Origin of the sequence: Paenibacillus sp. RUD330 (genome assembly GCF_002243345.2) — a bacterium.
Classification (GTDB): Bacteria; Bacillota; Bacilli; order Paenibacillales; family Paenibacillaceae; genus Paenibacillus_O.
Map to the genome: position 1 here is coordinate 3,277,880 of NZ_CP022655.2, position 19,816 is coordinate 3,297,695.

Sequence of the window (19,816 nt, forward strand, 5' to 3'; positions counted from 1 at the left end):
GAATTGCCCGGTTCGTTCCGTCCTGCTTTCCAGCACGGGAAGCCCGGCTGTTTCCTTATCGTGCGCATGTCGCCATAAGGTCATTCACGGGAGAACGCGGCCGCATAGTTTTCCGCGCAGCCGATCATCAGCCGGGCGGATTGGAGCATCGAGCTTTCGTCGAGGTCGAATCTCGGATGATGATGCGGATGGACCGCCCCCGCCTCCGGGTTGCCTGCGCCGACGAACATGAAGCAGCCCGGCACCTGTTCGAGATAATACGCGAAGTCCTCGCCTGCCGTAATCAGCTCGGACTCGCGGACATTCCCGTCTCCGAACAGCTCTGCCGCCGCAGCCAGGCAGCGGGCCGCCTCCAGCTCGTCGTTGACGACCGGAGGGTAGCCCTCCCGGTAATCCATCTCCCCCTCGGTGCCGAATCCGGCGCATACGAGCCGGACGAGCTCGGAGATGCGCTGACGCATCAGGTCCCGCACGCCTTTGTCGAAGGTGCGCACCGTTCCCTTCAGCCGGCAGTGGCCGGCAATGACATTGCTCGCTTCTCCGGCCTGGAAAGAGCCGATGGAAAGGACCGCCGTGTCGAGAGGGCTGACATTGCGGCTTACGACCGACTGCAGGGCCTGGACGAGCGCAGACCCCGCGACGATCGTGTCGCGGGTATGCTCCGGCATCCCTCCATGCCCGCCTTTGCCGGTGATCTCGATCGTGAACTCGTCCACGCCGGCCATGAATGCGCCTCCGCGGATGCTGACCGTGCCGGCTTGGACCGGCGTCCAGAGATGCACGCCGTAGATGACGTCGACGCCTTCAAGCGCTCCATCGCGGATCATCGGCAGCGCGCCGCCCGGAGTAAGCTCCTCCGCGGGCTGGAAGAGCAGCCTGCGGGTTCCGCTGAAGCCGCCGTCCAGCGAATGATAATATTCCGCGATCGCCAGCAGCGAGGACGTATGGGCGTCGTGCCCGCAAGCATGCATGACGCCCGGTGTCTGGGAGCGGTATTCCACTTCCTTCAGGTCCTGGAGCGGCAAAGCGTCCATATCGGCTCTCAGCGCGATTACGGGACCCGGATGGCTGCCTTTCAGATCGACGATCAATCCGTAGCCTCCGACTCCCTTGCGGACAGCGGCGCAGCCGATCTCTGCCAGACGGTCTCCGATCCAGGCGGATGTATGCTCCTCCCGGAAGCTTATTTCAGGATGCCGGTGCAGATGGCGGCGGTCGCTTACCATGCGCGGATACATTTCCAGAAGCTTGTCCGCCGCGGCGGTATGGTCTCGATTCAAGCTGTTGCCCTCCTTGCCGCATGCCGGGGCGCTCGAGGCGGCTCCCGCAGCGGCCGTTTATAATCTTCCTGCTGTTCTTGTAGTGTACCAGATGCGGGCACCGCCGGGGTAGACGAGTCTGCCGCGGCGCTCGCTACACAGGCCGCGCAGGGTTGCACTGGCTTTGGAAACATACTAATATGAAAGGGAATACAGTCTTTGCCATGCTGCTGAGGAGGATTTCCCCCATGTTAATTGAAAATTCAGGCTTGAACGGGTTGAAAAGCGATCTGGCCCACCTTGACGAAAGCGCCGAGAGCCTCGGATTCGTCCGCTGGCAATGGGAATACTACCGCGCTACATACGATCTGAAATTCGTCGACCGCGGCACGAACGACGAATATTTCCTGCGGATCAGCACGCGGGCCGTCGAAGGCAAGCTGGAAAACCCGGCAGCCGTGCTCACCGTTGAATCCGTCTATATCGGACGAGCCACTTTCCCGCACGGCCTCGAATACGAGTCCGCCGTGCCCCAGCCTATTCTGAGCGCTGCCAAGCAGAAGCTCGCCGACCTCAAAAATAAGCTTTCCGAGTAGGTGACAGCCAACCATGAAGGTCAATCCGGAGGGCCGCCGCGGCAGGCCGGACTTCCTGCTCCTGATTCTGACGCTGGCGCTTGTCGGCTTCGGTCTCGTCATGGTGTTCAGCTCCAGCTCCAGCACGGCCGCCGTCAGCCGGACTGCAGGAAATGATCCTCTTTATTATTTGAAGAAGCAATTCCTGTTCGCCGCTCTCGGGACGGCCATCATGCTGGTGGTGATGAATTTCCGCTATCAGGTGTTCAAGCGCGGGTTCATGCTGTTCTTTCTCCCCGTCTTTTTCATGCTCATGATCGTTCCGTTCGTGGCGAGAGAGATCAACGGGGCAAGAAGCTGGTTCAATGTGATGGGGTTCGCGGTACAGCCGACGGAATTCGCGAAGCTGGCGCTCATCCTCTATCTCGGCACTCTGATCGCCAAGAAAGGCGAACGGTTCCGCAGCTTCAAAAAAGGGCTCGTGCCGGTCATCGTCATCGTCGGCATCGTATGCGGCATGATCATGCTGCAGCCGGATCTCGGCTCCTGCCTCGTCATATCGGCCTGCGCCTTCCTGATGATCGTCGCAGGAGGAGCCAACCTGCGCCAGCTGGCCGCCTCCGCCTTTTTCGGCGGCATCGTCCTGACCGCTGTCGGAGCCGTAGCCTTCCTCATCTCGCCAACGAAGTGGGAATACCGGATCAGCCGGTTCACGAGCTATCAGGATCCGCTGGCCGACTCCCTGGGAGACGGTTATCAGGTCGCCCGCTCGCTGATGGCGCTCGGCCATGGCGGATTCAGCGGAGCCGGCCTCGGTCACGGCATCCAGAAGGTCCAGTACTTGCCGTTCGCCTACAACGACTTCATCTTCGCCATCATCGGGGAAGAGCTCGGCTTCATCGGAAGCACTTTGTTCCTGATCGTATTCCTGCTCTTCCTCTGGCGCGGCCTGATCGTCGCCCTGCGCTGTCCCGATATTTACGGCACGGTCGTGGGGGCCGGCATCGTCTCCCTGTTCGCGGTGCAGGCATTCATCAACATCGGCGGCGTCACCAATGCGATTCCGCTGACCGGCGTCACGCTTCCGTTCATCAGCTATGGAGGCTCTTCCCTGCTGGCGAGCCTGATGTCCGTCGGCGTGCTTCTCAGCATCAGCCGCGAAGCCAACCGTCAGCCTGCGGCGGCGAAGCGCGCGACGGACAGCCCGCTTCGCGCAGTCGGCCGGCAGGCGAATTCGTAGCCGCATCGGTCAAATGAAAGAAGGAGCCGCTCTCACGAGCGGCTCCTTCTTTCATTTCAGCCTTGCCGTGCCGGTTCCGGCTTCCTCCACCGGTTCATCCCGGAACAGGACGCCATCCACCTTGACGTTGATCTCGACCACATTGAGCCCGGTCATATTCTCTACGGCTTCCCGGACATTCAGCTGCAGCTGCCTGCATACTTCCTGGATCGGAATGCCGTATTGGACGATTACCCTGAGATCGACGGCCGCTTCCAGCTGGCCGACTTCGACGGATACGCCCTTCTGGGCGTTCTTTCCGCTGAGCCTCTTGGCGAGACCTTCGGATATGCCGCCCGACATCGCAGCGATTCCCGGGGTCTCAAGCGCCGCCAGTCCGGCGATGGTAGCGACAACGTCATCCGAGATCCGGATCAAGCCAGTTTGAAGGTCTTCCGCCATCACGTTCAACTCCTTCAATGAATCCACTCTTTCTTCCATTGTAAGGGATGTTCTCTTCCGAATGCAAGACAAGCACGCTTCATTCCGAGCGTTTACTTTTCCCTGCAGGATGGGTATATTAAGATACAGATTTTGCCGTATTACATATCCCAAAATGATCGAGGTGCCGCTGCTTGAGTCGTCGTCAACTGTTTTTCGCCGGGCTGATCGTCAGCTTCGTATTGAGCGGAATCGCCCATTACGCCCACTGGAACGAAATGTTCCAATTCGTCGTCTCCGCCATCTCCGTCATCTTCGTGGCCGGGTTTCTCGGGCAGGCCACCGAGTCCGTGGCGCATTATGCGGGACAGCGCCTCGGCGGCTTCCTCAACGCCACCTTCGGCAACGCAGCCGAGCTGATCATCGCGATTTTCCTCGTTCGGGCAGGCTCCTTCGAGACCGTCAAAGCGAGCCTGACCGGCTCGATCATCGGCAACCTGCTGCTGGTGCTCGGCCTCAGCATTTTCCTGGGCGGACTCAAGTACAAGGAGCAGCGCTACAACGTCCAGCTGGCCACCCACAACTCGACGCTCATGGTGATGGCCGTCATCGCCCTCATCGTGCCGGCCATCTTCGTCGCAGCGGAGCATTTCTCCGTACAGGCGGACAAGGTGCTCAGCATCACGGTCGCGATCATTCTGATCGTCAGCTATTTGCTCTGGCTGGTCTTCTCCATGGTCACGCACAAAAACATGCTCTCCGACATGGAGGAAAAGGCCGATGCGTCGGCGGACAGCCACCACGAAGAGCCCGCCTGGAGCAAAGGCCGCTCCATCCTCTATCTGGTCGTGGCCACCGTCATGGTCGCCTTCGTCAGCGAATGGCTTGTCGGAACGCTGCATGAGGTGTCGGCCCGCTTCGGCCTCTCCGAGCTGTTCATCGGCGCCTTCGTCGTCGCGATTGTCGGCAATGCCGCCGAGCACAGCGCGGCCATCATGCTCGCGCTCAAAAACAAGATGGGCGCAGCGGTGGAAATCGCCGTCGGCAGCAGCCTGCAGATCGCACTCTTCGTCGCCCCGGTGCTCGTGCTGATCAGCGGCCTGTTCGGTCCGACGATGGACATCGTCTTCACCCCGATCGAGCTGGCTTCCATTGCGGTCGCGGTATTCATCGCCAAAGCGGTTTCCAGCGACGGAAGGACCAACTGGTATGAAGGCTTCCTGCTGATCATGGTTTATATCATTCTTGGCTTCGCCTTCTTCCTCGTCTAGGAGCGCGCAGCAAAAAGGCGCATCTCCCGCCGGCCGCGGGGGATGCGCCTTTTTGCTGCGGATGGCCGGGAAGCCACCGTTGCTGGCTGCTATAGGAGCTGGGACTTTTGGTCCAGCGCTTCATACAGTTGGGCAAGGTTGCGCTCTAGCCGGCTGATGATCGCTTTGCCAGCCGCCTCTTCGATAAGCCCCGCCCTTACGGCAAAGTCAACTTCCCGCGAGAAGCCGTACATCTGGGTATCGAGGACCTCTTCGTACAGAGGGCACTTGCGGGTAGCAAGATTCTCCATCTGAACCTCAATCAGCTTCTCGATTTTGTTCGCGTCATCCTGCAGCAGTTGAACCGCCTTCTGATGCAGATGGACCAGGACTTCCGGTGAAGACATAGTTTCCCCCCCTGTGCGGATGTCTCGCCGTCTTCATGTTACGATAGTATCTTTAATATTAGACGATCTCTGTCCAATACACAAGGTCATTGCGGGAACCCGACCATGAAAATAAGCCCGGCCGCATGCGCGGCCGGGCTTACCGGTTGCTGCCAAATGAAGTTACTCGCCGATGACTTTCACGTCGAGGTTATGCTTCGAGAAAGCCTCGGAAAGGGCTGCTTTCGCTTCGTCGGCATCAGGCCCGTGAACGTGCAGCTCATAGGAATGGCCTCCGACCAACGTCGTGAACAAGCCCAGGATGCTCTTCACATCGATGTACTTGTTGTCGGCTTGAAGAACGATCGATGAGCGGAACCGGCTGGCAATTTGAGAAATTTCTACGATAGCCGCATTGTTGGACATAGGGATTCCTCCTTGTAAGAAGTCGATAAAGAAAACGTTTCCTTCATCATAACTGAATCAGGATGCCCATTCAAGATGGAACATGTAAAATTTAACCTCAATCAAGGCCGGACAAACGCAGCGGATTTATTTCAAGCCGTCCGGATTCAGGCCTTCGAGCTCCGGCAGAACAAAGATGCCGTCCTTGCGGATCAGCACGTCATCGAAATACACTTCTCCTCCGCCGTATTCCGGACGCTGGATGAGGACGAGATCCCAATGGACGGCGGAACGGTTGCCGTTGTCGGCTTCCTCGTACGCTTGTCCCGGCGTGAAGTGCAGCGAGCCCGCGATCTTCTCGTCGAACAGCGTATCGTTCATCGGATGCAGGATGTACGGATTGAAGCCGAGGCTGAACTCGCCGATATAACGCGCTCCTTCGTCCGTATCGAGAATTTCGTTGATGCGGTCGGTGTTGTTGGAGGTCGCCTTGACGATGCGTCCGTTCTCGAACGTGAAGGAGATGTTGTCGAAGGTCACGCCGGAATTGACGCTGGGCGTGTTGTACGTGATCGTGCCTTGCACGGAATCGCGGATCGGAGCTGTGTACAGCTCGCCGTCGGGAATGTTGCGCTCGCCCGCGCACTTCACGGATCCGATTCCCTTGATGGAGAAGCTGAGATCCGTGCCCGGGCCGGTGATGCGTACGCGGTCGGTGCGGTCCATGAGCTGCTTGAGCGGCGTCATCGCTTCTTCCATCTTGCTGTAGTCCAGATTGCATACATTGAAGTAGAAGTCCTCGAAAGCCTCGGTGCTCATTTTGGCGAGCTGCGCCATCGAGGCGCTCGGATAGCGGAGCACGACCCATTTCGTGCGCTTTACCCGGATTTCGGAGTGGACCGGATGAGAGTAGAGCTGCTGGTACAGCCTCATGCTTTCTTCCGGCACATCGGCCAGCTCGTTGACGTTCTCTCCGGACCGGACGCCTATGTAGCCTTGCATCTGGCTCATTCTTTCCTGGTCGAGCTTGGACCACAGTTCGATCTGCTCCTTGGAGGCATTTTGCAGCAGGGAACGCAGGATGGAACGGTCGCTTGTTTCCACGAATGGACGGCCGCCGCGCTTGACCACTTCCTCTATGAGGCACTTGCCGAGCTCAAGCTCGCTTCCGATCAAGTCGATCAGGATGTTCTCGCCAGGCTGCACTTGGACGGAATGGCTCACCAGGTTCGCGGCGAGTGTTTGAAGTCTAGGATCACGCATGAACGGTTGAATCTCCCTTCGGTCTAAAAAACTTTTTACGCGAACCATCCTATCATGAACGCCGCTTCTGTTGCACGGTTATGCGTTATTGTGCTAATGATCCAGATGGAACAGGAACTCCGTCTTTCTCTGCTCATCCGCTTTGTTCCCGCCCGATTTATAATGAAGATCCGCATTTTCAGCCAATTTCAAAGGCACGAGCCGGCTCCGGTCGACGACGAGAGTATAGGAGGAATCCGCGGATAAGGATTCCATCATTTCCTGCCACTGTCCGGAGCTGCGTACAAGCTCCTCGTTCCATTCCCGCTTCAGCTCGGCCCGCCGGGGGCCGTCCAGCCTGCCCCAGACCCCGCTGTCTTCCGGGGAGCTGTTCGCGATTCGGCTCCATTGCTCCTGAAGCCGGCTGCGCCATATGCTCCCGGCTTCCGCCGGGTTCGGGCGGATGACGAGCACGGCGCGGCCTCCCTCCGATCGGGCAGCATCCAGGCCGACAGCCGCCTTGCTGTCCAGCAGCCGGCCCAGCAGCCATGCCGGATCATATCCGGCCGGAATTCCGCCTTCGGTTTCCAGCACGCCCGCCTCTCCCTCTCTGCTCTCCAGCAGCCGGACCCCTTCATGCCGCTGCACCTCTCCCTTGAACTGCGTCTTGGGCGCGGAGCTGCCGGCCGACGTGGAGAAGCCGCTGAAGCTGTAGCTGTCCTGAGCCGCCAGCCCCGACACGGCAAGACTGAACAGCTCCTCCGGCGTTCGGTCTGCCTGCACCGCCGCGCAGCCGCCCAAGGCCATAACCACAATCGCGCCCGTTCCGGCGGCGAACGTTCCCGCCCGCTTCCATCCCATGTCATTCCACCTCCCGCTCGTTTCCACTAGCATTTCCAACCCGAAACAAATAATATGCGAATCCAGCTGTCCGCAACGGGTTTCGGCTTGACACTGGATGCCTGATTCCTATAAAATTAGTTTTTGAATATAGGCCAAGATTTTTGTGACACCCTCATGGGGTGCTGCAGCTGGAGGGCCAGCGGCTGAACTAGTCCTTCGGGGTCATGGCTTGTCCATGTCCATGCAGTATCCGGCGAAATCATTGGACCCTTTTCAAACATTCCATTTGAAGAAGGAGTTACACCCAATATGTCACGTTATACAGGTCCCAAGTTTAAACTCAGCCGTCGTCTCGGCATTTCCCTGAGCGGCACCGGCAAAGAACTCAAGCGCAACTTCGCACCGGGCCAACACGGTCCGAACCAACGCAAAAAAGTGAGCGGCTACGGCCTGCAGCTGGCTGAGAAGCAAAAACTCCGCCACATGTACGGAGTCAACGAGAAGCAATTCCGCAACCTGTTCGACAAGGCTTCCAAGCTGAAAGGCATCTCCGGCGAGAACTTCATGTTCCTGCTTGAGTCCCGCCTGGACAACCTGGTTTACCGCCTTGCCTTCGCGAACTCCCGTCCGGGCGCTCGCCAGCTCGTTGCCCACGGCCACGTTACGGTCAACGGCAAAAAAGTCGACATCGCTTCCTACCAAGTCCTGCCTGGCGACGTGATCGGCCTGCGCGAACGCAGCCGCAGCATGAAATCGATCAAAGAAGCCATGGAAGGCCGTCACCACCTTCCTAGCTACATCGAGTTCAACGAAGCTGCCATGGAAGGCAAATACGTTCGTCTGCCAGAGCGCGGCGAGCTGAGCTCCGACATCGACGAAAAGCAAATCGTCGAGTTCTACAGCCGTTAATACCGGCTTCTCTTCCTCGGAAGAGACCCGAAAAACCCCCTTGCGAATTGCCGCAAGGGGGTTTTTTTCTATCCTTATGACTTCTGCATCCAAGTCGTCTTATTTCTTGTCGGCTGCATCCGAGGCTGCCGCAGCCATCGCAGCTGCCGCATCGGCCGGCAGCGCCGGAACATCTGCGGCCGCCGGCTTCACGCCCGCTGCGGGAACGCGGGAAGTGAGACTTTTCATCAGCGCGTTGACGTCGATGCCGGCGACGCTCTTCAGCATTTCCGGCGCTGTCGCCATCAGATCCGTCACATAGTTGCTCAGACGGGCCGCTCCGGCTCCATTGCCCGTATCGACGACCGTCAGCTTGTCGATGGCCTTGATCGGCTCGGCAATCTTGCCGGCCAGCTCCGGCAGCATCTTGACGATAATGTCGAGCACGGCCGCTTCGCCGAACTTCTCGAACGCCTGCGCCAGCTTTTCTTTGGCTTCCGCTTCGGCCAGACCGCGCAGCCGGATGACTTCGGCTTCGGCCGTACCTTTGGCCCGCTGGGCGTCTGCTTCCGCCTGGCCTGCCAGACGTTTCTGCTCCGCGTTGGCGCGGGCCTCGGCTTCGATCCGATACTTCGTGGCGTCCGCCGCGTTGATCTGCTTGGCCTTTTCCGCTTCGGCCGCCTGCTCGACCGCATAACGATCGGCGTCGGCTTTTTTCTTCACTTCGGAATCATACTGCTTCTCGCGGCGAAGGATCTCCTTCGTCTCGAGGTCGATCTCGCGTTCCTTGCGGACGAGCTCGACCTTCATCTGCTCCTCCACGACCTGCTGCTTGATCCGCGCCTCCTGGATCGTATACGCCTGGTCGGCGTCGGCCTTGGCCGTATCCTGATCCTTTTTGAAGGAAGCGACCTTGAGCTGGTTCTCCTTGGAAGCCTCTGCGATATTCGTATCGCGCAGCAGCTCCGCCTTCTGCCCTTCCTCCTCGGCTTGAGCTTTCTGGATCCGGGCATCGCGCACCGCCTGCGCCTCGGCGATTTCCGCATCCCGCTTGACCGCGGCGATCCGCGGCTTGCCGAGCGCGTCGAGGTAGCCGTGCTTGTCGCGGAGATCCTTGATCGTGAAGGAGACGATCTGCAAGCCCATCTTCTTGAGGTCCTTGGCCGCTACGGATTGGACCTCCTGCGCGAAACGGTCCCGGTTGCGGTACACTTCCTCCACCGTCATGGAACCGAGAATCGCCCGCAGATGGCCCTCGAGAACTTCCTGGGCCTCGGACTTCAGAGCTTCGACCGGCTTGCCCATGAACTGCTCGGCCGCCGTCGCCACATCCTCGATCGAGCCGCCGATCTTGATGATGGCGACTCCGTCCGCCATGACCGGCACGCCCTGCTCCGTATAGACCTCCGGAGTGGATACGTCCAGCTTCATGGACAGGAGGGACAGGAACTCCGCCCGCTGGAACACCGGCAGGATGAAGGCGCCTCCTCCGCGGACGATTTTGATTTTGCGGCCCGACTCGTCGGAGGCCACGTTGCTCGCTCCGAGGAACGTACCCGTGACGATCATCGCCTCATCCGGACTGACCGTCTTGTACCTAGCCCAGAAGGCAAGACCCAATACGACAATGACGCCGACAACGATAGCAGGAATAACCAAATAATCTGGAATCAAACCCATTTCCCCTCTCTCATTTCAAAATGGATACCGCCAGGGCATCCGGCTTCACTTCGACGACGACGACCTTGCTTCCGGTTGGAATATCGGTGCCGTCAAAGCTCTCGGCCGTGTGGTTCGTCACTCCCGCTCCGATCCGGACCAGCACTTCGCCGCATCCATGGGCCGGAATGGCCGTCAGCACCTCGCCGATCGATCCGCCCAGCTCCTGCAAGGAGTATCCCGAAGTGGATTCGGAGTTCTGCATGGGCCTCACATACAGGAAGAACACGAGCAAGGAGCATGCCGCCGCAGCGAGGACGGACAGGAGCGCAATGCCGGAGGCCGGGAGGCTCGAATACTTCTCCATCATAAGTCCCGCTCCGCCGAATGCCGTAACGGCGCCGGCAGCGGCGGCCGGCTGGAAAATATGATGACCGTCCACAGACAGGAAATCGAGCGCCCCGTCCAGGAAAGAGCCCAGTATATCCCCCAACACCACGCTTACGATGGCGAAAAGGACACCGAAGGCTAGGCATGACAGGTAAACCGTTTCCATCCCGCACCTCCCCATATTTGGCATCTAATGTTAACTGCCCGGTACTCTATACGCTGCAATCGGCCATTTGTTTCACAACTTAGACATTTTCTTGTCGAAAATTTCGGACCGCCCTTACAATTGGATCCGTATCCGGGCCATGCGCCGTTTGCCGGCTTGCAGGACATCCCCTTCGCGCGGCTCCACGACCGCGGAGACATCCTCCAGCTTCGCCCCGTTGAGCTTGACGGCTCCTTGCTGGACGCTTCGGCGGGCTTCGCTGCCCGACGGCAGCAGATCCAGGACGGTGAGGAGCTTTACGAGCCGGATCTTGCCATCCTCAAGCTCTGCCGCATGCAGGACAGCTTCCTCGATATCATCCGGCAAGGCGCCTTCCGAGAATACCGCCCGGAACCGAGACTCGGCGAAATCAGCCGCTTCCAATCCATGGAACAGGCGGACGAGCGCGTGAGCCAGCATCAGCTTGGCATCCCTTGGATGCAGGGTGCCGTCCTCCAAGCCCGATGCCACGGCGGCCAAGCGATCCGAGTCCAAATCCGTCGCCAGCTCGAAATATTTGGGCATGAGGCCATCCGGCATGCTCATCGCTTTGCCGAAGATCTGCTCCGGCTCCTCCTGGATGCCGATGTAATTGCCGAGGCTCTTGCTCATTTTCTGAACGCCGTCGAGCCCTTCGAGGATCGGCATCGTGATGGCGGTCTGCTGCCGCTTGCCGTATTCCTTCTGCAGGCTCCGGCCCATGAGCAGATTGAACTTCTGATCCGTCCCGCCCAGCTCGATGTCCGTCTCGAGCGCGACCGAATCGTATCCCTGCATAAGCGGGTAGAAGAACTCGTGGATGCTGATCGGCAGGTTGGATCTGTACCGCTTCGTGAAGTCGTCCCGCTCCAGCATGCGCGCAACCGTCGACTTGGCCGCGAGGCCGATGACTTCATTGAAGGTGAGCGGCGACAGCCATTCGGAGTTGAAGCAGACCGTCGTCCGCTCCGGATCGAGCACTTTGAAGATCTGGTTCTTGTACGTCTGGGCGTTGTGCCTGACATCCTCCTCGGACAACGCCTTGCGGGTTTCCGACTTGCCCGACGGATCGCCGATCCGGCCGGTAAAGTCCCCGATGAGCAGCTGGACCTCGTGTCCGCATTCCTGGAACTGCCGCAGCTTCTGGAGCACGACAGTATGGCCGATATGAATATCCGGAGCCGAGGGATCCAGTCCCAGCTTCACCTTCAGCGGAATGCCCGTCGCCACCGACTCCTCCAGCTTCTCCCGGAGACCGCTCTCCGGAATGATTTCAGCCGTTCCCCTCGCGAGAATCGCCAGCTGCCGCGCTACCTCCTGCCGCTGCTCCGAAGTCAGCTTCGATCCGGGACGCTGTCCGTTCCGCTCCTTGCTCTCCTGCTGATTCATTTTCTTCGCTCCCCTTTCTCCGATGTGCGCCCATGGCGCTGAAAACGCAAAAAATCCTTCTCGTCCGAAGGGACGAGAAGGATCAGCTCGCGGTACCACCCTTGTTGGAATCCGCCCCGCCTGCGCATGCTAAGACAAGCAAAGCCAAATGGATTCCCACTTCGTTGTGCATAACGGAAGGCTGCTTCCGGGACCGGGCTACGCGCCGGGCTGGCAGCCCGCGGTTCCCCCGGCCGGCTCAGGACTGTAATTCACGCGGACGGGGCGTCCCGGTTCGCACCTGCCACCGGGTCTCTGTGAACGCCTGCCGTCCGGCTACTGGATGCCCATCCACGCCGTTGGCCGTATGGTCCGCAGGCTCGGCCGAGCCGTGCGGAATCGTTTTGCATGTTATATCATGCCCCGCCAGGAGTGTCAACTTCCAAGCTTCGGCAGCAATTGCCGGAATGGGGAAGATTTCAACGATGGAAATGACATCTGGTGCCGGGTTCCGGCGACATGTGCTATAATAGCTGTGCTTACTTGGAGGAGGAAAGGTACATATGGCTCAAGAGCATGAACAAGCTCCCGGGCGCAGCGGCTGGAGGACGTTCGGTCTCGTCGTGTGGATCACGGCGAAATGGCTGATCATCTTCGGCATTACCGGCGCATTGTTTGCCGGCGGCATCGCGACCGGATATGTGGCCGCCCTGGTCAAGGACGATCCCGTCCGGCCCGGCAGCGAGCTGGAAGCCATGGTCAACGAGAATGCCCTGACCGGCTTCGTTTATTTCAACGACGGGACAACCCCCGTAGGACAACTCAGAACAGACGAGGACAGGCGTCTCGTCGACCTGCAGAACATCCCGCAATCCGTCATCGACGCCCTGTTGTCGACGGAAGACAGCAATTTTTATTCCCATATCGGAATCGACTACATGGGCTTCGGACGCGCCGTCAAGCAGAAGCTGCTCAATGAAAGCAGCCAGACCGGCGGCAGCACGCTCACCCAGCAGGTGGCAAGAAGGGTATTCCTCAGCCTCGACCGCACCGATGCGCGCAAGGTCAAGGAAATCCTGCTCTCCATCCGGATGGAGAGATATTTGACGAAGGACCAGATCCTCGCGGCTTATTTGAACAAAATGCCGTTCGGCAACGGTTCTTCCGGCTACAATCTGTACGGAATCAAATCCGCGGCGATCGGAATCTTCAACATCTCCGATCTCAGCAAGCTCAATCTGGCTCAATCCGCCTATCTGGCAGGCCTTCCGCAGCTTCCGTCGTCCTATTCGGCCTTCAACGGCAAGGGCGTGTTCAACCCGGACGGATTCCGGAGAGCCACGGCGAGGCAGAAGATCGTCCTGTCCCGCATGCTCGTCACCGGCCGCATCACCCAGGCCCAATACGACGAGGCGATCGCCTTCGATCTCAAGAGCACGCTAGCCCCGCATAAGGAGAAGGCGTACAACACCTTCCCTTATCTGATGCTCGAGACGGAGCGGGAAGCGGCAACGATTCTCGCCATGAAGCAGAACCCGAATCTCAAGAAGAGCGATCTGGCCAAGACGGAAAACGCCGAAATTCTGGCCAGCGCGCGCGAGCAGCTGCTCCGCTCCGGCTACCGGGTGTTCACGACGATCGACAAGGTGATCTACAACAACATGCGCGAAGTCGCGAGCAACCCGGACAACTTCGGACCAGCCAGCAAGACCAAAGGCCCCGAGCAGGCCGCAGCCATCATGATCGACCACCGCAGCGGCGCCGTGCTCGGCATGATGGAAGGGCGCGACTTCAACATCGAGCAGATGAACTATGCGACGCAGATGACGCGCCAGCCAGGCTCCGCTATGAAGCCGATCGGCGCCTATCTGCCGGCGCTCGAGGCCGGGCTCGTCCAGCCGGCCAGCGTCATCGACGACTCGCCGATCATTCTCAAGGACGGCCAGAAGGGCTTCCATATCCCGATGAACGCGAACAAGAAGTTCAACGGCCTCGTTACGGCACGGGAAGCTCTCAACCGCTCGTTGAACACGCCGGCCCTCAAGCTGTTCCTGGACAAGGTGACGATTCCGAAAGCCTGGGATTTCGCCCGTTCGCTCGGCATCTCGACCCTGCAGCCTAGCGACGACAACGCACAAACGGGTGTCATTGGAGGCCTGAGCAAGGGAGTGACCGTGGAAGAGCTGACCGATGCCTATGCGACCATTCCGAACGGCGGCGTCTACAATGAGCCGTTCATGATCAGCAAGATCGTCGATTCGGAAGGCCATATCGTCTACCAGCACGAGATCAAGCCGAAGCGCGTTTATTCCGAGCAGACCGCTTTCCTGATGACGGACATGCTGCGCACGGTCATCTCGGATGCAAGCGGCACGGCCCACAGCCTGACGAGTACCTTCAAATCCTACGGCAAGATTCCGATCGCGGGCAAGACCGGCTCCACCCAGAGCTACGGCGACGTCTGGTTCATGGGCTTCACGCCGGACATCACGCTGGGCGTATGGGCCGGCTACAAGGAGCAGAAGAACGTGCTCCTCAAGGACTCCCATTCCAGGGCGCGCTCGCTCTGGACCGAGATCATGAACCAGACGGTCGCCGACAGGCCCGAGCTGTTCAAGACGGAGGCGTTCCCCAAACCGGACGGACTCGTCAAGGCGACCGTCTCTACCGTCAGCGGGATGCTGCCGAGCGATCTGATCCGCTCCCGCGGCCTGCTCGTCACCGACTGGTTCAACAAGAAATACGTCCCGACCAAAGTGGACAACGTTCTCGGCAGCATGTCGTTCATTACGTACAATGGCGTCAATTATATCGCCCAGGACACGACTCCATCCGACTTCGTCTTCACGAAGACCGTCATCAAGAGGGAAAAGCCGCTTGGCGAGCTCATGGATGAAATCAGCAAAGCTCAGCAAGCTATGCCGGCCGAATACCGCAGGCCGCTGTCGGCTTTCATCCCCAAGGATGCGACCGACGACGCGCCGACGATGGTCGATCCGCGTCAAGACGACGGCGCCGCTCCTTCCGCTCCATCGAACGTATCGCTGGAAGCGGTGAACGGCGCTTACCGGATTTCCTTCGCGGCAAGCCCCGAGAAGGATGTCGTCGGCTACCGGCTGTACCGCTCGCAAGGACTCGGCTTCAGCAAGCATGGAGAATCCGTCCTGACGGGCAGCAAGCTGTCCTTCTCGGATCATTCCGGCTCCCTGCTGTCGTCCTATTACGTGACCGCAGTGGATGTTGGCGGCCATGAGTCGGCCCCAAGCACGACCGTAAGCCCATTTGGCGCAGTCCTTCCCGGTGTTCCAGGCGATACGGGCCAAGGCGGCGACAACGGCGGCGCCGGCACCGACAACCCCGGAGGCGTCACGCCTCCGGACACGGGCGCGACAGCTCCGGGAGCGGCTCCTCCCTCCGCTCCTGCCGGTCTGGATGTATCCGTCGACGGCAAGACCGTCAAGCTGAGCTGGACCTTGAATGCCGATACGGAGGGAGTCACCCGCTATGAGGTGTACTACAGCCCCAACAATGACGGGAACTACCAAAGCATCGGGTCCGCTACGACGAACAGCTTCTCGGCTATGATGGCCAGCACGGCCGGCACGTACCGGATCAATGCGGTCAACGCCGCCGGAGCTTCGCCTTACTCTTCAGCCGTCGTTTACGGCTCCTGATCGATCAGGCAGGCTTCTCGGCCTGTCTGCCCCAACCAAAAAACCGCCCCTCAGGGGCGGTTTTTTTTGGTTGCAGTCCTGCTAAGTCTGAAAAAACAGCCTCCCGGGAAATGACCGGGAGGCAGCTTGATTCTTGCTTAGTCTTCAATGGTGGAAAGATCGCCTGTCGGCAGATTCAGTTCCCAAGCCTTGAGTACGCGCCTCATGATTTTGCCGCTGCGCGTCTTCGGAAGCTTATCCTTGAATTCGATCTCGCGCGGCGATGCATGCGCCGACAGGCCGATTTTGACGAAGCGGGCGATATCCGCCTTCAGCTCGTCGGAAGGCTCGAAGCCTTCGCGCAGCGAGATGAACGCCTTGATGATCTCGCCGCGCATCGGATCGGGCTTGCCGATGACGCCGGCTTCGGCGACCGCCGGATGCTCCACGAGCTTGCTCTCCACCTCGAACGGGCCGACGCGCTCGCCGGAGGTGTTGATGACATCGTCGATCCGTCCCTGGAACCAGAAGTAGCCTTCATCGTCCCGGTAAGCCGAATCTCCGGAAATGTACCAGCCCGGAATGTGGAAGTATTCCTCGTACTTGGAAGGATTGTTCCAGACCGCGCGCATCATGGACGGCCATGGCGTGCGGATCGCCAGATTGCCCATCTGGAACGGCGGCAGCTCGTTGCCGGAATCGTCGATGATCGCGGCCTGGACGCCCGGCAGCGGGCGGCCCATGGAGCCCGGCTTGATCTCCATCGCCGGATAGTTGCAGATCAGCTGGCCGCCGGTTTCGGTCATCCACCATGTATCATGGATGCGCTGGCCGTACACCTTGAGCCCCCAGCGGACCACTTCCGGGTTCAGCGGCTCGCCGACGCTGAGCACATGGCGCAGGGAGGACAGGTCGAACTGGGTCGACACATCGTCTCCTGCCCCCATCAGCATCCGGAAGGCGGTCGGGGCGCTGTACCATACCGTGACGCCGTAGCGCTGGATCGTCGTGTACCAGTCCTGAGGACTGAATCGTCCGCCGCGGATGACATTGCTCGCTCCGTTGAGCCATGGCGCGAAAATGCCGTAGGACGTTCCCGTCACCCAGCCCGGGTCGGCCGTGCACCAGTAGACGTCGTCTTCCTTGAGGTCAAGGACGACCCGGCCGGTGTGGTAATGCTGGATCATGGCGTTATGGACGTGGTAGACGCCCTTCGGCTTGCCGGTAGACCCGGAAGTATAGTGGAGCAGAAGTCCGTCCTCGCGGTCCACCCATTCGATCTCGGCTTCGTCGGAAGCCGCCTTCATTTCCTCGTGGTAGGAAATGGTGCCCTCCGGGTTCTCCGACGGGCTGACGACGAAGATATGCTTGAGCTCGGGAAGCTCGTCGCGCTTGATGCGCGGAAGAAGCGCCGGCGTCGTCACGATCGCCACCGCTCCGCTGTCCGCGAGCCTGTCCTTGACCGCCGTCTCCATGAAGGCCTCGAAAAGAGGTCCTACGACGACTCCGGTCTTGAGCGAGCCGAGAAGGGCTACATAAAGCTCCGGAGTGCGCGGCATGAAAATGAAAAGCCGGTCTCCCTTGGCGAGGCCGTGCTTGCGGAGTACGTTGGAGAAGCGGTTCGACAGCAGGCTGAGCTCCTCGAATGTATAGGACTCATCCCGCTCCGGGTCGCTGTAATGCAGAGCGGTCTTCTGCCCTCTGCCTTCTCCGATATGGCGGTCGATCGCCTCATGCGCCATGTTGACCTTGCCGGTCTCGTGCCAGGTGAAATGCTTCTCCACCTCGCTCCAGTCAAAGTCCCGGTACGATTGCTCGTAATCGGCCATATTGGGAGATTTCGCGGTTACAGCCAGCTTTTCCTGATGGTCAATCGACATGCTAATCACCTTCCATAGTCGTCGTCTTTTAGGGCAGATGGAAATCGGATGCGCTTTCAAACACAGGGTGAAACGCGGTTCATGTCGCTTACTAGTATAGCATAATGGAAATGTATGCGCCTACTTCTATCGAAATTTACCCCTTCCGCTTGAAAAATCCCCCTCTTGCGGAAGGACCGTCCTTTTCATCCCTACTTTTTTCTGCTATAAGTGATAAGAGGCAAAGGCGGCTTGCCGCTTGGCCACTAGAAGCTTGAAGGAGCGATAACGTTGGAACATATCAAGCGTTACCATTCCCAAACGATACCTTTTCAAGGCAGAAGCTTGGATATAGAGGGTCCCGTCGAGCCCGGCCGCCTGGCGGACTGGACGATGCATCCGGGACTGAACGCATTCCGCCGGCCGGCCGAGCAGCAGACCGCCCTGGTGGAGATCGCCGGCCTGCCGGAAGGCCGCATCATTGCAGCGCGGGACGGCGAGGTCGTCGTCGGCTATGTGACCTTCCACTATCCGGACGAGCTGGAGCGCTGGTCGGAAGGCGGCATGGACGATCTCATCGAGCTCGGGGCGGTCGAAGTCGCCGCCGAATACCGCTCGGTCGGGCTGGGCAAGAAAATGATCCAGCTCGCCTTCATGGAGAATCAGCTGGAAAACAGCATTATTTATACGACTGAGTATTATTGGCATTGGGATCTGGAAGGAACGGGACTCGGCATCTGGGAATACCGCTCCATGATGGAGAAGCTGATGAAGTCCGTCGGCATGGTCTGGTATGCGACGGACGATCCCGAAATCTGCTCTCATCCGGCCAACTGCCTGATGGTCCGCATCGGCAAGCAGGTTCCGCTCGATTCCGTGGAGCAGTTCGACCGGGTCCGGTTCAGGCAGCGGTTCATGTATTGACGCTCTCAGGAGGAAGATCATGAAGGATACAGCCCTATTCATCCGTTCATCCGGCGCGAGCCGGTATAAATTCAATGATGAGCATCCCTTCAATCCGCTTCGTCTGGAGCTTGCCGGCTCCTTGCTTGAATCGGCCGGCGCTCTTTCTCCCGACATGATTATGGAAGCGCCTTCCGCGAAGCGCCTCGAGCTGGAGCGGATCCACCGCGCCGATTATATGGATGCGGTCCGCAAGCTCAGTGTTCCGGCTCCTCGGCCCGATTCCCTCGCCCTGGCAGCCCGGTATGGATTGACGACGGAGGATACGCCTTACTTCGAGGGCATGCACGAGGCCGCCGCCGCCATTAGCGGCGGCTCCATCCTTGCAGCCGAATCCGTCATGTCGGGACGGGCATTGCATGCTTACCATATGGGAGGCGGCCTGCATCATGCGTTTCCGGGCCATGGCTCCGGCTTCTGCGTCTACAACGACGCTGCCGTGGCCATCGCGTCCGTGAAGGATAAATACAAGGCGCGGATTCTTTATATCGATACGGACGTCCATCACGGGGACGGAGTCCAGTACGCTTTCTATGAAGATCCCGACGTGTTCACGTATTCCATCCACGAGACCGGCAAGTACCTGTTCCCCGGAACCGGCTTCACGCATGAGAAGGGCCTCGACAAAGGATATGGAGCCTGCTGCAACATCCCCCTGCAGCCTTACACGGAGGATGAATCGTGGCTGGAGGCGTTCTCGGAATCGATCACTCGCGTGGCCAGGGCGTTCAAGCCGGATCTCATCGTCAGCCAGCACGGCTGCGACGCGCATGCCTTCGATCCGCTCTCCCATATTCATTGCAGCATGAGGATCTACCTGGAAATGCCCCGCATCATCCATGAGCTCGCCCACGAGCATTGCGGCGGACGCTGGGTCGCTCTCGGAGGCGGCGGATACGATTTATGGAAAGTCGTTCCAAGAGCCTGGTCGCTCGTCTGGATGGCGATGTCCGGTCATGAGCTGTCAAGCCGGCTCGCTGCCGCTCCTTCCTCCCCGGCTCCGCTTCCGGAGCAATGGCTGCGCCGCTGGCAGCCGCTAAGTCCGGAGCCGCTGCCGGAACATTGGCTCGATCCTCTCGACATCTGGGAGCCTATGCCGCGGCGCGAGGAAATCCGCCTGCAGAACCGCGCCGCCTGGGAACTGGCCGTGCAGGACTTCTAGCAGCCGCGTCCCTCCCGGCAAGAACGACGTTCCCGTCTCTGAACGGAGCCCTGCAGTCGTTCTGGAAGGA

17 protein-coding genes are annotated in these 19,816 nt (G+C 59.5%); 7 read left to right on the forward strand and 10 right to left on the reverse strand.

Going from position 1 to position 19,816, the window contains the following annotated elements; genetic code table 11:
* Window positions 1–80: 80 nt before the first annotated feature.
* Window positions 81–1,238, reverse strand: coding sequence for an amidohydrolase (locus tag CIC07_RS14855; protein ID WP_076356912.1), 1,158 nt, complete (start codon window positions 1,236–1,238; stop codon window positions 81–83).
* 269 nt (window positions 1,239–1,507) lie between these two features.
* Here CIC07_RS14855 and CIC07_RS14860 point away from each other — a divergent pair, with 269 nt between their 5' ends.
* Both CIC07_RS14860 and ftsW read left to right on the forward strand, forming a co-directional pair.
* Window positions 1,508–1,855 (forward strand): YugN family protein, encoded by a 348-nt coding sequence (locus tag CIC07_RS14860; protein ID WP_076355069.1) that lies wholly within the window; start codon window positions 1,508–1,510, stop codon window positions 1,853–1,855.
* Window positions 1,856–1,868: 13 nt separating this feature from the next.
* Window positions 1,869–3,074, forward strand: coding sequence for a putative lipid II flippase FtsW (gene ftsW / locus CIC07_RS14865; RefSeq protein ID WP_076355067.1), 1,206 nt, complete (start codon window positions 1,869–1,871; stop codon window positions 3,072–3,074).
* Window positions 3,075–3,125: 51 nt separating this feature from the next.
* On the opposite strand, the gene CIC07_RS14870 is transcribed toward ftsW, so the two are convergent.
* Window positions 3,126–3,515, reverse strand: coding sequence for an Asp23/Gls24 family envelope stress response protein (locus tag CIC07_RS14870; protein ID WP_076355065.1), 390 nt, complete (start codon window positions 3,513–3,515; stop codon window positions 3,126–3,128).
* A gap of 173 nt (window positions 3,516–3,688) precedes the next feature.
* Between CIC07_RS14870 and cax the strand changes: the two genes are divergently transcribed.
* On the forward strand, window positions 3,689–4,765 hold the full coding sequence (gene cax, locus CIC07_RS14875; RefSeq protein WP_076355063.1) for a calcium/proton exchanger: 1,077 nt from the start codon (window positions 3,689–3,691) through the stop codon (window positions 4,763–4,765).
* Window positions 4,766–4,854: 89 nt separating this feature from the next.
* Here the strand turns inward: cax and CIC07_RS14880 are convergent, their stop codons facing one another.
* The 4 genes from CIC07_RS14880 to CIC07_RS14895 all read right to left on the reverse strand — a co-directional run bounded on the left by CIC07_RS14880 (window position 4,855) and on the right by CIC07_RS14895 (window position 7,638).
* Window positions 4,855–5,151, reverse strand: a complete 297-nt coding sequence (locus CIC07_RS14880) for an Fpa/YlaN family protein (protein ID WP_076355061.1) — start codon at window positions 5,149–5,151, stop codon at window positions 4,855–4,857.
* Between the two features lie 162 nt (window positions 5,152–5,313).
* On the reverse strand, window positions 5,314–5,556 hold the full coding sequence (locus CIC07_RS14885) for an HPr family phosphocarrier protein (protein WP_021878361.1): 243 nt from the start codon (window positions 5,554–5,556) through the stop codon (window positions 5,314–5,316).
* 126 nt (window positions 5,557–5,682) lie between these two features.
* A complete protein-coding gene (locus tag CIC07_RS14890; RefSeq protein WP_076355059.1) occupies window positions 5,683–6,798 on the reverse strand; it encodes an aminopeptidase in 1,116 nt (371 codons plus the stop codon).
* Between the two features lie 93 nt (window positions 6,799–6,891).
* Complete coding sequence (locus CIC07_RS14895; RefSeq protein WP_076355057.1) at window positions 6,892–7,638, reverse strand: hypothetical protein; 747 nt, start codon at window positions 7,636–7,638, stop codon at window positions 6,892–6,894.
* Between the two features lie 291 nt (window positions 7,639–7,929).
* On the opposite strand from CIC07_RS14895, the gene rpsD reads away from it, so the two are divergent.
* Window positions 7,930–8,529 (forward strand): 30S ribosomal protein S4, encoded by a 600-nt coding sequence (gene rpsD, locus CIC07_RS14900; protein WP_076355055.1) that lies wholly within the window; start codon window positions 7,930–7,932, stop codon window positions 8,527–8,529.
* Between the two features lie 99 nt (window positions 8,530–8,628).
* Here rpsD and CIC07_RS14905 read toward each other — a convergent pair whose 3' ends face one another.
* From CIC07_RS14905 to tyrS, 3 genes are all read right to left on the reverse strand, one after another.
* Window positions 8,629–10,188 (reverse strand): flotillin lipid rafts scaffold protein FloT, encoded by a 1,560-nt coding sequence (locus CIC07_RS14905; RefSeq protein ID WP_076355053.1) that lies wholly within the window; start codon window positions 10,186–10,188, stop codon window positions 8,629–8,631.
* A gap of 10 nt (window positions 10,189–10,198) precedes the next feature.
* Complete coding sequence (locus CIC07_RS14910; protein ID WP_076355051.1) at window positions 10,199–10,723, reverse strand: NfeD family membrane protein; 525 nt, start codon at window positions 10,721–10,723, stop codon at window positions 10,199–10,201.
* A gap of 114 nt (window positions 10,724–10,837) precedes the next feature.
* Window positions 10,838–12,130 (reverse strand): tyrosine--tRNA ligase, encoded by a 1,293-nt coding sequence (tyrS, locus tag CIC07_RS14915; RefSeq protein WP_076355049.1) that lies wholly within the window; start codon window positions 12,128–12,130, stop codon window positions 10,838–10,840.
* Window positions 12,131–12,672: 542 nt separating this feature from the next.
* Between tyrS and CIC07_RS14920 the strand changes: the two genes are divergently transcribed.
* Window positions 12,673–15,783, forward strand: coding sequence for a transglycosylase domain-containing protein (locus CIC07_RS14920; RefSeq protein WP_076355047.1), 3,111 nt, complete (start codon window positions 12,673–12,675; stop codon window positions 15,781–15,783).
* A 137-nt stretch (window positions 15,784–15,920) separates the two neighbouring features.
* On the opposite strand, the gene acsA is transcribed toward CIC07_RS14920, so the two are convergent.
* The gene (acsA, locus tag CIC07_RS14925) at window positions 15,921–17,642 is read right to left on the reverse strand and encodes an acetate--CoA ligase (protein WP_076355045.1); all 1,722 of its coding nucleotides are present in this window, start codon (window positions 17,640–17,642) and stop codon (window positions 15,921–15,923) included.
* 270 nt (window positions 17,643–17,912) lie between these two features.
* Here acsA and CIC07_RS14930 point away from each other — a divergent pair, with 270 nt between their 5' ends.
* Both CIC07_RS14930 and CIC07_RS14935 read left to right on the forward strand, forming a co-directional pair.
* Window positions 17,913–18,545: a GNAT family N-acetyltransferase gene (locus CIC07_RS14930; RefSeq protein ID WP_076355043.1), complete on the forward strand. Its 633-nt coding sequence runs from the start codon at window positions 17,913–17,915 to the stop codon at window positions 18,543–18,545.
* 19 nt (window positions 18,546–18,564) lie between these two features.
* The gene (locus CIC07_RS14935) at window positions 18,565–19,746 is read left to right on the forward strand and encodes an acetoin utilization protein AcuC (RefSeq protein WP_076355041.1); all 1,182 of its coding nucleotides are present in this window, start codon (window positions 18,565–18,567) and stop codon (window positions 19,744–19,746) included.
* Window positions 19,747–19,816 lie beyond the last annotated feature (70 nt).